This window comes from Streptomyces sp. NPDC059906 (genome assembly GCF_042730645.1).
Lineage (GTDB): Bacteria > Actinomycetota > Actinomycetes > Streptomycetales > Streptomycetaceae > Streptomyces > Streptomyces rubrogriseus.
In genome coordinates, this window is the sequence record NZ_JBHWKU010000012.1 from 166,844 (window position 1) to 181,035 (window position 14,192).

At 71.8% G+C, this 14,192-nt stretch carries 12 protein-coding genes and 1 pseudogene; 4 read left to right on the top strand and 9 right to left on the bottom strand.

The features are described from left to right. Positions 1-113 precede the first annotated feature (113 nt). The 9 genes and pseudogenes from ACFV9J_RS20255 to ACFV9J_RS20295 all read right to left on the bottom strand — a co-directional run. Positions 114-221: pseudogene (locus ACFV9J_RS20255) on the bottom strand (IS5/IS1182 family transposase); the annotation flags it as partial. Between the two features lie 137 nt (positions 222-358). Then, positions 359-757: a holo-ACP synthase gene (locus ACFV9J_RS20260; protein ID WP_385356055.1), complete on the bottom strand. Its 399-nt coding sequence runs from the start codon at positions 755-757 to the stop codon at positions 359-361. Then, positions 757-1,563, bottom strand: coding sequence for a hypothetical protein (locus ACFV9J_RS20265; protein ID WP_385356057.1), 807 nt, complete (start codon positions 1,561-1,563; stop codon positions 757-759). Before ACFV9J_RS20265 ends, ACFV9J_RS20260 begins: the two co-directional genes overlap by 1 nt. After that, complete coding sequence (locus ACFV9J_RS20270; protein ID WP_385356058.1) at positions 1,560-1,829, bottom strand: phosphopantetheine-binding protein; 270 nt, start codon at positions 1,827-1,829, stop codon at positions 1,560-1,562. Before ACFV9J_RS20270 ends, ACFV9J_RS20265 begins: the two co-directional genes overlap by 4 nt. Beyond that, on the bottom strand, positions 1,826-2,797 hold the full coding sequence (locus tag ACFV9J_RS20275; RefSeq protein WP_385356060.1) for a 3-oxoacyl-[acyl-carrier-protein] synthase III C-terminal domain-containing protein: 972 nt from the start codon (positions 2,795-2,797) through the stop codon (positions 1,826-1,828). Before ACFV9J_RS20275 ends, ACFV9J_RS20270 begins: the two co-directional genes overlap by 4 nt. Continuing rightward, complete coding sequence (locus ACFV9J_RS20280) at positions 2,797-3,621, bottom strand: class I SAM-dependent methyltransferase (RefSeq protein ID WP_385356061.1); 825 nt, start codon at positions 3,619-3,621, stop codon at positions 2,797-2,799. The genes ACFV9J_RS20275 and ACFV9J_RS20280 overlap by 1 nt, the downstream gene beginning before the upstream one ends. 86 nt (positions 3,622-3,707) lie before the next feature. Continuing rightward, positions 3,708-4,442 carry a 4'-phosphopantetheinyl transferase superfamily protein gene (locus tag ACFV9J_RS20285; protein WP_385356062.1) on the bottom strand — a complete coding sequence of 245 codons (735 nt, stop codon included), beginning with the start codon at positions 4,440-4,442 and terminating at the stop codon, positions 3,708-3,710. Further along, on the bottom strand, positions 4,439-5,284 hold the full coding sequence (locus ACFV9J_RS20290) for a hypothetical protein (RefSeq protein WP_385356130.1): 846 nt from the start codon (positions 5,282-5,284) through the stop codon (positions 4,439-4,441). Before ACFV9J_RS20290 ends, ACFV9J_RS20285 begins: the two co-directional genes overlap by 4 nt. A 5-nt stretch (positions 5,285-5,289) precedes the next feature. Next, the gene (locus ACFV9J_RS20295) at positions 5,290-6,162 is read right to left on the bottom strand and encodes a diiron oxygenase (protein WP_385356064.1); all 873 of its coding nucleotides are present in this window, start codon (positions 6,160-6,162) and stop codon (positions 5,290-5,292) included. Between the two features lie 280 nt (positions 6,163-6,442). Between ACFV9J_RS20295 and ACFV9J_RS20300 the strand changes: the two genes are divergently transcribed. From ACFV9J_RS20300 to ACFV9J_RS20315, 4 genes are all read left to right on the top strand, one after another. Then, the gene (locus ACFV9J_RS20300) at positions 6,443-10,216 is read left to right on the top strand and encodes a BTAD domain-containing putative transcriptional regulator (protein ID WP_385356066.1); all 3,774 of its coding nucleotides are present in this window, start codon (positions 6,443-6,445) and stop codon (positions 10,214-10,216) included. A 619-nt stretch (positions 10,217-10,835) separates the two neighbouring features. Further along, positions 10,836-11,015, top strand: coding sequence for a hypothetical protein (locus ACFV9J_RS20305; RefSeq protein WP_385356067.1), 180 nt, complete (start codon positions 10,836-10,838; stop codon positions 11,013-11,015). Positions 11,016-11,143: 128 nt separating this feature from the next. Then, on the top strand, positions 11,144-12,922 hold the full coding sequence (locus tag ACFV9J_RS20310; RefSeq protein ID WP_385356068.1) for a condensation domain-containing protein: 1,779 nt from the start codon (positions 11,144-11,146) through the stop codon (positions 12,920-12,922). Beyond that, a complete protein-coding gene (locus tag ACFV9J_RS20315) occupies positions 12,919-14,190 on the top strand; it encodes an MFS transporter (protein WP_385356069.1) in 1,272 nt (423 codons plus the stop codon). The genes ACFV9J_RS20310 and ACFV9J_RS20315 overlap by 4 nt, the downstream gene beginning before the upstream one ends. The last annotated feature ends 2 nt before the right edge of the window (positions 14,191-14,192 follow it).

Consider the following 14,192-nt stretch of genomic DNA (forward strand, 5'->3'; position numbering starts at 1 on the left):
TCAGGGTCGGGCCTGGGGCCCCATCCTCCAGCAGGCTATCGATCGCCTTGCGGCCCCTCCTCCCCGCCTCCGGCATGAAGTGCGCACAGCAGCGGGGCTTCCGCAGGAGCCACCAGCCCGCCGTCGAGGATGACGAACGCCTTCGTCCGAGTGGTCTTCATCGCCTCGGTCAGGGTCGGGGCGAGGGCAGCCAGGACCTCGATGGCCTCACGAATGTCCCGACGCCTGGACGACAGCAGTCCGGCCAGGAACCGCGGTGATCTTGGTCGAGAACCCGTGCTGAGGGGAAGCGCCCTCTGGCGGCACTTTCCAGGGGAACGCCCCCTCCTGGGCGGGCAGTTTGCGAAGCTCCGCCGGTTCACTCTCGGCGGGGCTCTGCCCGTCCACCCTCCAGCGCGAGCGCCACCGCGAAGGCCAGGTCCCCCTTGTGCGTGAGGGAGACCCGTACCTCCACGATGCCCGCCGCGGCCGCCCGGTCCGCCGCGGCCCCGGAGAGACGGACGAGGGGCGCGCCCTCGTCCGTCCGCAGCACGGCCACCTGACAGAGACGTACACCACCCGTCATGCCCGTACCGAGCGCCTTGAGCACCGCCTCCTTGGCGGCGAACCGCCCGGCCAGGAACTCCCGGGCGCGGTCCGGGCCGAATCCCGCCGCGATCGCCGACTCCGCGTCCGTGTAGACGAAGGAGCGGAACCACGGGCGGGCCAGGAGCCGGTCGAGCTCGCCAAGGCGGAGCAGGTCGACGCCGATCCGCATCAGGCGGCGGCCGGTGCGGTGGTGAACACCGCGTGATGCTCACGGCCGGTGCCGGGTTCGGTGTCGCGCAGGACGACCGTGTGATGGCTGCGCTGCCACTCCTGCCAGTACGCGGCCAGCTCCAGCCACACTCCGGTGCAGTAGGTGCCGGACGGCGCACGGTGCACATCGGTCTTGTGCGGTACGTCGCTGCCGGTCACGCAGGGGCCGAGCACGTGCAGGGTGCCGTCGCCGTCGAGGCCGTCGGGCAGCGCGCCCGATCCCACCCTCCCAAGCCGGAGGCCACCCCCGCCCGGCCCGCTCGCCGCCCGCAGCACCAGGGCCGCGGCCGAGTCCGTCAGCTCCTTCTCCCGGACCAGGGGTACGTCGACGGGCAGCGTGGTCTGCTCCAGGACGGCGAGGACCACCTCGGCCGCCCGGCCGGACCGGGCATGCGCGGCGGCGATCCGCAGCGCGGTGAACGGCGCCGCCAATCCCTGCTGGGAGAGGGCGAAATTGACCGCCTCGCCGCCGAGCCGCTCGGTGAGATGCGGCGCGACGGCCGTGAACGGGACCACGTCCGGCAGGGCGTGCGCGACGATCAGCAGCTGGGGGCGGGCGCCGCGTACCGCTTCCGAGTCGACGAGCCGGTCCGCCAGATGACGGTGCGTCACCTGCCGCCCAGAACGCAGGAGTTCCTCGTCCGGCTTGGCGCCGAAGGGGCCGAGCAGGTCCTCAAAGAAGCCCAGGTGCTCCGGCGTTCCGGCCGGCCCCGTACCTTCGGGGGACCGGACCGCGGCGGTGGCGTGCAGTGCGAGCTGGGTCATTGCCCTTCCTCTCCGGCGCGCAGCAGCTCCTCGACGTAGTCGGCGAAGGAGCGGACGGAGCGCAGGTGGTCGATGTCGAGGGTCTCGGGATCGACGGCGGCGCCGGTGGAGTCCTCGACCAGGAGCAGGAGTTCGAGCACGGACGAGGAGTCGAGGCGGAGGTCGTCGAAGAGGCGGGTGTCCTCGGTGAGCTCGGTGATCTCCCGCTCCAGGACCTCGGCGAGCCCCTTCTCGATCGCGGAGATCACCTCCTGACGGTCGGTCATGCGGCAGCCGCCCCCTTCCGCCCGGCGCGATGGGTGATCACCATGGCGCCGAAGGTCGCGCCCAGGCCGACCGAGACCAGGACGTAGTGGGCCCCCTCGGTCAGCCGCCCCTCCTCGCGCAGGGTCGTGTAGTTGACGAAGACGTCGGAGGCGAAGGTGTGGCTGTAGCGGGGCACGTTGTCGAGGAAGACCTTCTCCGTCGGCACGTCGAGGGCCTTGATGGTCTGGCGCCAGGCCAGCATGTTGACGTTGTGCGGAATGATCAGGTCGACGTCGGCGAAGGTCAGGCCCGCCTCGGCCACGGCCCGGTCGATCACCTCGGCGATCCGGGTGCCGTACTGCTCCCCGAACTCGGTGTTCTGCTCGGGGGTCAGCTCCAGCCACTCGGCGTACTCGCCCAGGGTGCGGGTGGCGAAGGAGCGAACCTGGTCGCCGGCGCCGTCGAGGGTGACCAGGCAGGCAGCCGCGGCGTCCGCCATGATCGCGGTGTTGGGGATGTGCTGGACGACCGGTGAGTAGGCGCGTTCACCCGTGACCATCAGGGCGTAGGCGTTCTCGTCGCCGTCCGCGCGCAGCAGTTCACCGATCACGTCCAGGGCGCCGAGGCTGGAGACGCAGGCCTGGTGGCTGAGGGCGAACGCCTCGGTCTCGTCGAGCCCGAGGTCGGCGCGGACCACCTGGGCGACCTCCACGTCCGGGGGCGCGACGGCCTGGGTGGTGTGCGCGTAGACCAGATAGGACACGCGCGCACCGTCCGGCAGGGCGTCCAGGGCGCCGCGGGCGGCGGGCCGCAGCAGGTCGAAGAGGTTCAGGTCGGGGTCGAAGCGCAGGGTGTCGAGTCCGTAGAACTTGCGGAACACCCCCAGCGCGGCCCGGCGCAGACCGAGATGCTCGCCGAGCTCCTCGATCCGTACGCTCCGTTCCGGAAGGTACGACTCGATGCGCTCCAAGGTGGTGTGTGCGGCCATCAGGCGGCCACGGTCTCGGCGCGGATCAGCCACAGACGGTTGGCGCCGCGCCGGCTCCTCGGCTGGACCTCGTAGGGCCAGCGGCCCTCGCCGGCGCCCGGCTCGCCCGGCTCCTTGAGGTCGGTGATCTTCCAGCCGTGCGCCGTGAGGAATTCCTCCGGCTCGTCGGTGCCGAAGATCCACGGAGTGCCGTCCGCGGCCAGCGTGTCGAGGAAGCGCTTGGTGAAGGGGGAGCGCAGCAGCGCACGGCCGAGGATGTCGAAGGCGAGACGGCTGCCCGGCGCGGAGGCGGAGGCGAGCAACTCCAGCAGGCCGCCCGCCTGTTCCTCGGTGAGGAAGAAGGTGAGGGCCTCCGCGATCCACAGCGTGGGCTTGGCCGGGTCGAAGCCGGCGCGCTCCAGGTCGGGCAGCCACTCGCCGGTCAGGTCGGCGGAGACCTCCCGCCGGTCGGTGCGCGGGGTGGCGCCCAGGGCGTCGAGGCGGCGGCGCTTCTCGGCGATGAGGGGGCCGTGGTCCACCTCGAAGACCGTGGCGGACTCGGGCCAGTCGAGACGGAAGGCGCGGGTGTCCATACCGGCGGCGATGAGTACCACCTGGGTGATCTCACCCTCGGCGAGGGTCGACTCGATGGACTCGTCGAGGTACTTGGTGCGGATCGAGATGAACGGCAGCAGCCCGCCTCCCTCGTAGCGGTCGATGAGTTCGAAGCCCTTGGGGGCGGCGAGGTCGTGGGCCAGCGGGTCGGTGTAGAGCGCGTCGTCGCGCTCGGACTCCAGGGCCCGGGCGGCGGCCATCCACTGGGCGGTGTACGAGACTGCGTGCATCGGTCGGCCTCTTTCGGGATCTTCGGCGGAAGACAGCGGGCGAAGACAGCGGGCGGTGGCGACGGTCTGGGTCACGGGCAGAACGGTCAGGAGAAGAAGGCCCGTTGGATGGTGGCCAGGGACTGGAAGTCCTCGACGTCGATGGTGTCGAAGTCGATCTCCTGGCCGCTGGCGTCCTCGATCGCGTAGACCAGCTCGACGAAGGCGAGCGAGTCGACGAGGCGGTTCTCGATGATGTTGACGTCGTAGGCCAGTTCGGAGCGGTCGGGGTGGCGACCGAGGATCCAGTCCCTGACCTTGTCGATCCCTGTGGTGTCCACGGCGGAGCTCATGGCGATTCCCTTCGTTCGGTTGCTTCTTGATTCAGTTGCTTCTTGAGTGGAGGAGATGAGTGCGGTGGGTGGCGTGGGCGAGGTGATGACCGCGACCGCCACGGCGACGGCCCAGCCGCCGTCGTGGCTGATGCTGAGGTCGACCGGCCCGAGCCCCGCCTCCCGCGCCAGGCGGGCGGCCCGCCCGGTCAGCCGGAGCGTGGGCCGGCCGCCGGGGCCCGGCAGGATCTCGGTCGAGAGCCAGGGGACCGGTCCGCCGGGCGTGCCGAACAGCTTGAACACGGCCTCCTTGGCCGCCAGCCGCCCCGCGGCGCCCGCCTCGTCGGACAGCCGGAGCTCTGCGGGGGTGAGCATGCGGTGCAGGGCCGGTGCCGACGGCGGCTCGCGGAGCTGGGAGATCCGGGAGAGCGGCACCAGGTCCACACCGATCCGTGGCAGTGCGACGGTGATCGGCGCCTGCGCGACGACTGCCGGGGCGGGCCCGGTCATGCCGCTGGGGCCGGACCCACGGCGGCGGCCGCGCCGCGCACCGCCGCCAGAGCGGCGCTCAGATCGGTGTCGTGCACCTCGGACAGGACGGCGAGCCAGCGTTCGAGACCGAAGGCCACACAGGAGGTGAAGGCGTGCTCGCCCGCCGGCAGGCGGATGTCGCAGCGCTCGCCGAAGAAGTTGCGGTGTGTGTTGACCGAGGCGATGGCCAGGTCCCCGTACTGGAACTCGTACTTGACCGGGCTGAGCTTGGCCAACAGGGCGCGGGCGCCGTCGTTCTTGAAGAACGGGTCGCTGGCCGCCTCCCGGGTGAGGCCCAGGCCCAGCGCCTCGGCGAAGGCCTCGATGCGTTCGGTGAACCGGGCGATGACCTGCTGGGTGTGCTCATAGCTGCCGAGGGCGACGATCTCGCGCATCTGGAAGCTGGCCAGCCTGCGCAGCCCGCCGTAGTGGTCCTCGTTGCGGAAGCAGCGGTTGACCAGCGTCACCAGGATGTCGCCGGGCAGATCCGTGCCCTCGTGGTAGAGGTACGCGCCGTAGCAGGTGGCGTGCGGCAGGCCGTAGCGGGTCTCGCGCAGGCCGGACGGGGCGAAGGCGCCGTCCACCGGCTTGACGTCACCGCCGTCCAGGTCGAGACCGCCCGCGACCCAGGCGAGGTGCGGGAAGTTGTCGTAGACGTCGAACTTCTCCAGGTCGGTCACGGGATACAGCGGCGGCGGACTGATCTCCTCCGCACCGGCCGCCACGCCCCAGCCTGCGAAGAGCTGGTCGAGTTCGCGCACGAGCCGGGTGGCGCCTGGGCCGAGGATGGCCAGGGCGGGCGCGCCGGAGCTGCCGGTCAGCCGGTTCACCGGATGATTCCCGTCTTCTGGAGGAACTTGGCCGTCTTGCGGAAGGTCCGCTCCTCGGCGCGGTGCCGGGCAGGTGAGGCAAGGAGTGTGCGGCGCACCTCGTGCGGGTTGTCGATGCCCGCGTCGCGGTAGACCTGGGGGTGGTACATCGACTCGAAGCTGTGGGTCATGTAGCGCTTCAAGTAGTGCGAGACACCGTCCAATTCGGCCTCTGTGGCGGTGCGCCGCACGTCCTCGAAGAGCAGCTGGACCAGTTCGCGGCCGAAGGCGATGTGCCGGGACTCGTCCTGGTGGTGGATGCGGTTGATGCCGCGGATCGTCTCGTGCAGACGTTCGTCGGCCGCCATCGTGGAGTTGTAGTGGTCGACCAGCTCCTCGAAGATCATGATCCGGGCGAAGACCAGCAGGCTCTCCACCTTCGGCGAGGGGACCGCGCCGCTCCCGCCGGCAGGCTGCCGGTAGATCTTCCCGTTTCCGTAGCGCAGGCAGAACTCGGCGAAGAACCACATGTGTTCGTTCTCCTCACCGATGAAGTGGTGGAAGAACTCCGACGGCGCCTCGAAACCCTTGGTGTGGATACGGTTGACCACTTCGACAAGGAGCTCCCGGATGCCGTGCACATTCAGGCTGTAGAAGTTGATGCTCTCGTACCGGGAAAGCGTCTGAAGCTGCTCGGTGCTCAGCGAATCCGCGAGCTCGGTGTCATGCGCGGTGGTGAGTTCCGGGCTCATCCACCACATGTCTTCCGGCAGTTGATCGGGCCATTCGAAAATCCGGTACGGATTGTAGTAGTCGTCGATCGATTTCGCGCTCAGCCGGTCCAGTATTCCCTGGAATCGCGGACTGCGGTCGATGACCTCGCTGACCATGGAGTAAAGGCCTCCGATCGGCTCGGGTTGATGTCGTCGACGACGAATCTAGGGCGGCACTCGAGAGCGGCTCAACGCCCGGAAGCGGCCTGGCCGGGACCGGACAGTGCGCCGGTCCCGGGCCGGACGTGCGCAGATCCGGGGCCGGACGTGCGCAGATCCAGGCGGCCTGTGTGCCTGATCCATGTCCGCGAATGGTCTAGACCCGCTACCGTCGACCGACGGCCGGTCCGTCGGTCGATTCCGGCCCGGACGGTGTCCCAGGGAGGGAGTACGCACTGTGAACGACTCGGTTGCCATGGGGCGGCACATCCAGTCGCTGCGCAGCCGGGCCCGGCTGAGCCAGCGCGAGTTGGCGGCCAGGGCGGGCCTGAGTACACGCGCGCTGCGCGATATCGAACGCGGCCGGGTGGCGCGACCGCAGCTGCGGACCCTGCAACGGCTTGCGGAGGCCCTGGACTTGCCCGGCGCGGAGGCCCTGAAGCTGCATGCGGCGGCCCGGCGGAATACGGAGAGTAGTTCCGTGCGCTTTCGGGTGCACATACTCGGGACGCTTTCGGTGGAACGCGGAAATTCCGCCGTTCCCGTGACCCGGCCGATGCTGCGAAAGCTCCTCGGGCTGCTGGTCCTCAAAGCCCCGCAGCCCGCGACGTACCGTGAGATCGTGGATGTGCTGTGGCCGTCGGGCCCGCCGGAATCCTCGCGGAGTCTGGTCCATACCTATGTAAGTCAGGTGCGCCAGCTCCTGGAGCCGCAAAGGACCTTGGACGACACCGGCAACGCCCACAGCAGTCGTGGCGGCAACAACAAGAGCAGCATGGGCAGCGGCGGGAATGCCGCGCACAGCGTGGAACGCGTACCGGGCGGATATCGCTTGCGCGCCGAGGCGAACCAGACCGACCTGGGCCGCTTCCAGGATCTGGTCGCGCGGGCGCGGCGGACGCACGACGTCGGCGACCTCGAGATCGCCCACCAGTCACTCGCGCTCGCCCTGCAGTGCTGGCGGGGGCCGGTGCTCAGCGATGTGGATCCGCTCTTCGAACAGCATCCGAGCGCGGTACTCGCCACCGAGCAGCGGGTGGAGGCCGCGCTGCGGTACGCCGACGCGTCCCTGACCCTGGGGCGGCCGGAGCAGGCCGTGCCCGTGCTGTGGGAACTGTCCAGCAGCGAACCGCTGCACGAGGGGGTGCATGCCCGCCTGGTGCTCACGCTGGCCGGGTGTGGCGAGCAGGCGGCGGCGCTCCGTGCGTACGGCACCTTCCGTCAGCGGCTCGACGACCAGCTCGGCATCACGCCGGGCCGGGAGCTGCAGGAGGCGCATCTGCGCGTGCTGCGTCAGCAGATCCCGCGGCCCCGACGGACGCACCCCGGCGGGGCGACCTCGGCCGCCGGTCCCGCCGCAACCGGCCTCGCCTCAACGGGTCCCCTCGCCTTCGGCCAGACTGCTGCCACCGGTCCGGCCTTCATCGGGCAGGCCGCCTTCGCTGAGGCCGACTTCGGGCAGGCAGGGTTCGATCGGACCGCCCCTGCTCAGGCCGCCTCCTCCCAGACCGCCCCCGTCCATGCCAAGCCGTCCCAACTGCCCGCCGGTACCTCCGCGTACGTCGGCCGCGAGCGCCAACTGCGGGAGCTGGACGCCTTGCTCGGCGTGGAGCCCGCTGTGCACGGCACCGTGATGACCGTCGTCGGGCCGCCCGGTGTCGGCAAGACGGCCCTGGCCCTCGAATGGGCCCAAGCGCACCGGGACCACTTCGAGGACGGCCAGCTCTTCGTGGACCTGCGCGGCCACTCGCCGCTCCCGGAGCTCGGCCCCGCGGACGTCCTGGGCCGCTTCCTGCGCGCCCTGGGCGTGCCCCTCGACGGGGTGCCCACCGGCGAGGAGGAGGCGGCCGCCCTGTACCGCACGCTCCTCGCCGGACGGCGCATGCTCGTCGTCCTGGACAACGCGGGCAGCGTGGACCAGGTGCGGCCGCTGCTGCCCGGCGGCAGCCGCTGCCGCGTGCTCATCACCGGGCGCAGCCAACTGGCCGGTCTGGTCGCGACCGAAGGCGCCCGGCGCCTGGGCCTCGACGTCCTGCACGCCTTCGAGGCCCAGGCACTGCTCGGCCGCATCCTCGGCGAGACCCGTACGGCCGCCGAACCGGACGCGGTGGTCCGCCTGGCCCAGCTGTGCGGAGGGCTGCCACTGGCCCTCCGGATCGCCGCGGCCAACCTGATGGCCAACCCCACCCTGAGCATCGCCCGGTACTGCACCGAGCTGGCGGGCGGCAGCCTGATCGGCGGGCTGCAAGTGGAGGGCGACGAACGCTCCACCGTCCGGGCCGCGTTCGACCTCTCCTACCTCGCGCTGCCGGAGCCCGCTCGCCGCGCCTTCCGGCTGCTCAGCTTCGTACCCGGCTCGGACGTCACGGACGAGGGAGCCACCGCCCTGATCGGCGCACCTGCCGCGCAGGCGAGCCGGCTGCTGCGCCGCCTCGCCCACTCCCATCTGGTCCAGGAGCCGACACCGGGCCGCTTCGGCCTGCATGACCTGCTCCGGTCGTACGCCCGTGAACTCGCCGGCGACGAGGAGCCCCAGGCAGTACTGAGGCTCCTCGACTGGTATCTGACGCGCACCGAGGACGCCGCGGAACTCCTGTACCCGGACGGCCTGCTGCACACCTGCGAGCCCCCGCGGCCCGCTGCGGTCAGGCATGGCCCCGCCGACGCCGCGCAGGCCACCGAGTGGCTCACGGCCGAACGCGACAACCTGGTCAGCACCGTCCGGTACGCGGTCGACAACGGGCACCACGCGGTGGCCCGGCGACTTGCCCAGGCCCTGCACGGCTTCCTCTCCCTCGGTATGCACACCGCCGACCGGCTCGCCGTCGCGAGAGCCGGGCTCGTGGCCGCGGTCGCGGACGGGGAGCCGCGGGCCGAGTCGGCGGCGCGGCTCAGGCTCGCCGACTGCCACTGGGGGCGCGGCCACAACGCCGACGCCGAGCGGGAGTACGCCCACGCCCTCGCGGTCGCCGAGGCATGCGGGTGGCGGCAAGGTCAGGCCGTGGCCCTACGGCGGATCGGCCGGGCGCACCTGGAGAACGGCGCGATGGCCAAGGCCTCGCTCTGCCTCTCCCGGGCCCGCGACCTCACGCCCCGCAACGCCGGGCCCGGGGCCGCCGAGGACCTCATGAACCTGGGCCTGATCTGCTGGAAGCTGGGGCGGCTGCACGAGGCGGTGGACCACTACACACAGGCGGCCCGGCTCCGCGACGAGCTCAGCTCGCCCGGCGGGGCCGCGATCGTGCGGACCAACCTGGGGGTCGTGCACCGGGCCATGGGCCGTCCCGCCCTGGCCATCGAGATGCTGGACCGGGCCTTGGCCATACACGCCGAGGGCGGAAACATGGCGAGCCGGACCGTGGCGCTGAGCTCGCTGTCAGTGGCCCACTCGGACATGGGCGATCACGTGCGTGGGCTGCGCCTGGCGCAGGACGCCATCGCCAGCGCGCAGGCTCTGCAGGACCCGCGGCTCGAGGCGAACGCCTGGTTGGCGATGGGTGCCGCCCAGGAACGGGCCGGGGAGGGAGCGGCGGCGGACAGCTACCGGGTGACGCTGCAGCTGGCCGAACGGGTCAACGACCGCTTCCCGCATGCCACCGCGCTGATCGCCCTGGCCACCCTCGCGGCGCGCCACGATGCGCCCGAGGAGGCCCTGGCCATCGCGGGTCAGGCCCTGGAACAGGCCCGGGAGGCGGAGTTCCAGGTCCTCGAGGCCAGCGCCCTGCACGCCCTGGCCCTGGCCCGGCTGCGGCTCGGCGACACCGACGAGGCCATCGAGGAGGCGGGCCTGGCCCTGGCGATGCACCGGCAGACGGGGCACCGGCCCGGCGAGGCCCGCAGCCTCGTGATCCTCGCCGGGGGGTATGGAGCGCGCGGCAGGCCGGACCTCGCCTTCGGACACCGCCGCCAAGCCCTGCTGCTCTTCCGGGAGATGGGGATCGCCGGCTATCGGGACTTCGCCATCGGCCGCACCGGCCCGCGCGGGCGGGGAGCTGCCGGTGGGAGGCGTTGAGTTTTCTGCCGCCCCGACCGGCGCCGGTTCCGACGGTGCGGCATCCCGGCAGGTCAGTGGCTTGAGGAGAGAGGAAGCGCGGCGCCTGCAAGGGGGCTCGCCGCTATGGCCGCACTGTGGCCAGGTGTCCAACAGCCCTCCGTACGCTCTCAGTCGAAAGGTACAGACCAGTCCTGAGAGGTACCGGCTGTTGAAGGGAGAAGCCGCGTGGAGATCACCGGCGCCACACGCACCGGGAGAGACACGGCGGACCCCGGGGACCTCGTGGTCACCGGGGGGTGCTTCGCCGCGCCGAGCGACGGAGTCGGCCCCGCCGTGTCCGACTGCGGGCACGGCGAGCGCGGGCCGGCGCGGGAACTCGGCACCCGCCTCGCGCCAGGACTGATCCGGCAGGAGGCCGCGTCCCCGCGCGAGCTGCCGCGCCAGGGGGACTCGGTCACCATCGTACGTCAACGGGGTGCTTCCCGGACCTGTTGGTCCCCGACGGTGGTGCCGCCCTGGTCCAGTTCCCCGATCCGACCGTGCACGCCGTACGCGCATCCCGTCCGCCCACCGACTGCGCACCACGGGCGGCGGCCGCCGCCGTCGGCAGCCTGCCCGCGAAGGAGGTCCACCGCGTGTGTCACTCAACGGCGGTGCCCACCGGCCGGCCGAGCCGTACGCGAAGCGCCGGCCCCTGCTCCTCGACCGGTTCGCCGAGGACGGCTCGGATGCGTTCCTCGCTGCCGCGGCGCATGATGCTGCGTCGGTGGCGCTCTGCGTGCCCACGCCGTCCGGCACCGGCCTGCCGCTGCCCTGATTCCCTCCGGGGCCGCTGTGTGTCTGTCCTGCTTCCGCCCGGGGCCGGCGTGTGACTCGCCCCCCGCGCGCCTTCAGGGCGCAGCTGGGCCCCGCTCCATCATTCCCCCCCCCAACGAGGTGACTCTCTTGTCGCAGTTCACTGTGTCCTTTTCCGGTCTGCCCAGCCGCAGTGGGCCGTTGTCGTTCGGGCACGCCAACATCGTGCGCGCCATCACCATCGACGACGACCCCACGCGGCTCAATCTCGCGATGGTCTTCGACGCCCCCGGCTCCGGTGGCCCGGAGCGGATCGCGGAGCTTCTGCACCTCCTCGTCACACGGCACGAAGCGCTGCGTACCACCTACCTGCTCACCACACCTCCCGTGCAACAGATCGCGGGCGAGGGAGAGTTCGCGGTCGAGCTGATCTCGGCGGACGAGGCCGCCGCCGGCCCGCTGGCCGTCGCCGAGCAGACTGCGCGCAGGCTTCGGTCCCGCGTCTTCGACCTCGCCGGTGAACTCCCCTTCCGCGCCGCCGTGGTGACCGAGGGCGGCACCCCGCGTCACCTGGTCTGGGTCGTCACGCACGCCGCCATGGACGTCGCCGCCTGCGAGACCCTGCACACCGAGTGGAGCGCCCTCGTGGCGGGCCGCACGCTGCCGCCCACAGGCCTGCAGCCCGTGGAAGTGGTCGAGCTGGAGCAGAGCGCGAGCATCCGGCGCCTGGGCGAGGGCGCGCTGCGCTACTGGGAGGCCCAGTTGCGCCGGGTGCCACAGGCCATGTTCACCCCCTCCCACCACGCCCCCGCCAAGACCTCGTGGCTGCACGCGGGGCTGAGCATCCGCTCCCGCACCGCCCCCCGCCACCTCGAGGCGATCGCCGAGCGGACCGGTGCCAGCACCTCCGCGGTGGCACTCGCCGCGCTCACGGCGCTGCTCGGGCACCGCACCGGACACCGCACGGTGGTCACCACCTCACTGTCCGGGAACCGAGTGGTGCGCAAGCTCCGCGGCTTCTTCGGCTCGCTGGCCCAGGACGCGCTGCTCCCGGTCGAGTTCGACGGCCTGGACAGCTTCGACGACGTCGTGCACAAGGTCCGGTCCGCGGCGCTCCCGGCGTACCGCAGCAGCTGGTTCGACCCGACCGCCGTGTGGCAGGTCATCAACGGCGTCAGCGCCGAACGCGGCATCAGCTTCGCCCGCGACCTGGTGTTCAACGACATGAGCGCCCTGGCCACCGCGGCCGAGTCGCCCGACCAGTCCGCGCGCGGCAGGCTGCCCGCCGTGTGGATCCCCGGCCACCAGCCGCCGCCCGGGGAGGACCCGGAGCGCGCCGACAGCGTCTCCTGGCTGCCCGCCGAGGACATCCCCTGCCGGTTCTTCGCCTGCCTGTACCGGATGGACGAGGAGTTCGAACTCGCGCTGTGGGTCGATCCCACGACCCTGGACACGGCCGAGGCCGAGGAGTTCGGCCGGGCCCTGCTGCGGCTTCTGGAGGTGGCTGCCGAGGGCGTGTTCGCGCTGAAGGACCTGCCGTCCCTGACCACGCTGCAGCCCGTGGAGCGGGGCGCGGGCTGGTTCCTCAGTGATCACTCGTGGATCGAGCTGGATGCCGTACGGGCACTGCTCTCGGACGTCCTGGGGGATGCCCCGCACCTGGTGACCGCCGTGCCCGACGAGCGCCTCGGGCACCGCCTGGTGTGCCACCTGCCCGCGCCGGCCGACCCACAGGACGTCCACGAACGCGCGCTGGCGGCGCTGCCCGGGCGCGTCACGGCACTCGCCCCCCACCAGTACCTGCTCCATGCGGCAGCGCCGGACGGCGACGCGGGCGACCCGGCGGCCTGGTCCGCGCTGCCCGTCCTCGGCGAAACCACCGGACGCCGTCAAGAGGGCGTACGCAGCACGGAAGGCGACGAGGCGTGAGCACCGAGACCGAACCGCGTACCGAAGCGGCGGACGCCGCCCGCGGGCCGTTGCGGACCACCAACTTCCGCCTCTACTTCGGCGCCCGCACGAGCTCGCTGCTCGGCGACGCGATGCTGCCGGTCGCCCTCTCCGTGGGCCTCCTCGATGCCGGTTACGGCAACGCGGGCGTCGGCTACGCCCTCGGCGCCTGGATGGGAGCCCTGGCGCTGTGCATGCTCTTCGGCGGAGTCCTGGCCGACCGGTTCACACCGCGGCGCATGATGGTCATCGCCGATATGGTGCGCCTCGTCATCCAGGCCGTGATGGCCGTCATGTTCGTCACCGGCCATATCTCGCTGTGGGCCGTGGTGGGGCTGCAGTTCCTCTCCGGCTGCGCCACCGCCCTCTTCCAGCCGGGCGTCGCCAGCATGGTCCCGCAGGTCGCCTCCGATGTGCAGCGGGCCAACGGAGTCCTGCGCATCGCCGAGTCGACGGTCGGCGTCCTCGGCCCGGCGCTCGCCGGGGCCCTGGTCGGCTTCTCCGGAGCGGGCACCGTCTTCGCGATCTACGCCGCGACCTACGCGGTCAGCGGCGCCTGCCTGTTCGGCCTGCGCCTGAACCAGGCGCAGGCCGTCGCCTCCGAGTCGATGCTGCGCCAACTGGCCACAGGGTGGGCGGAGTTCCGCTCCCGCCCCTGGCTGTGGGGCGTCATCTCCACCTTCCTCCTGTACGGCTGCTTCGTCGCCGGTGTCTCGCTCCCGGTCGGCGCCGACCTGATCGTCGACCACCTGGGCTCGACCGGCCTCGGCATCGGTATGGCCGCGCTCGGCGGCGGCGGGGTGCTCGGCGGCCTGGTCGCCATCAAGGTGCGCAGCAGCCGCCCGCTCGCCGTGGGCTCGGCCGGCTGGGCGCTGTACGCCCTGTTCCCGGCGGTGACCGCGATCGACCCGCACATCGTGGTGCTCTGCCTGGTGTGGGCGGTGGCCGGGGCGGGGCTCGCCTTCTGGGCGGTCATCTGGACCACCACGGTGCAGACCCAGATCCCCGCCGACCTGCTCAACCGGGTCTACGCCTACGACGTGGCCGGCTCGCTCGTCTCCATGGCCCTGGGCCGTTCCCTGGCGGGCCCGCTGTCCTCGCTGGTCGGCTCGCGCGCGCTGATGGCGTGGGCGACCGTGCTCGGCCTGCTGTGCAGCGCTCTGCTGCTCGCCGTACCCGCCATCCGGCAGTTGCGTGCCGCCGAGCCCGACGGCCCGCGACCCGCCGGTGACGACGTGAGGAAGTGACT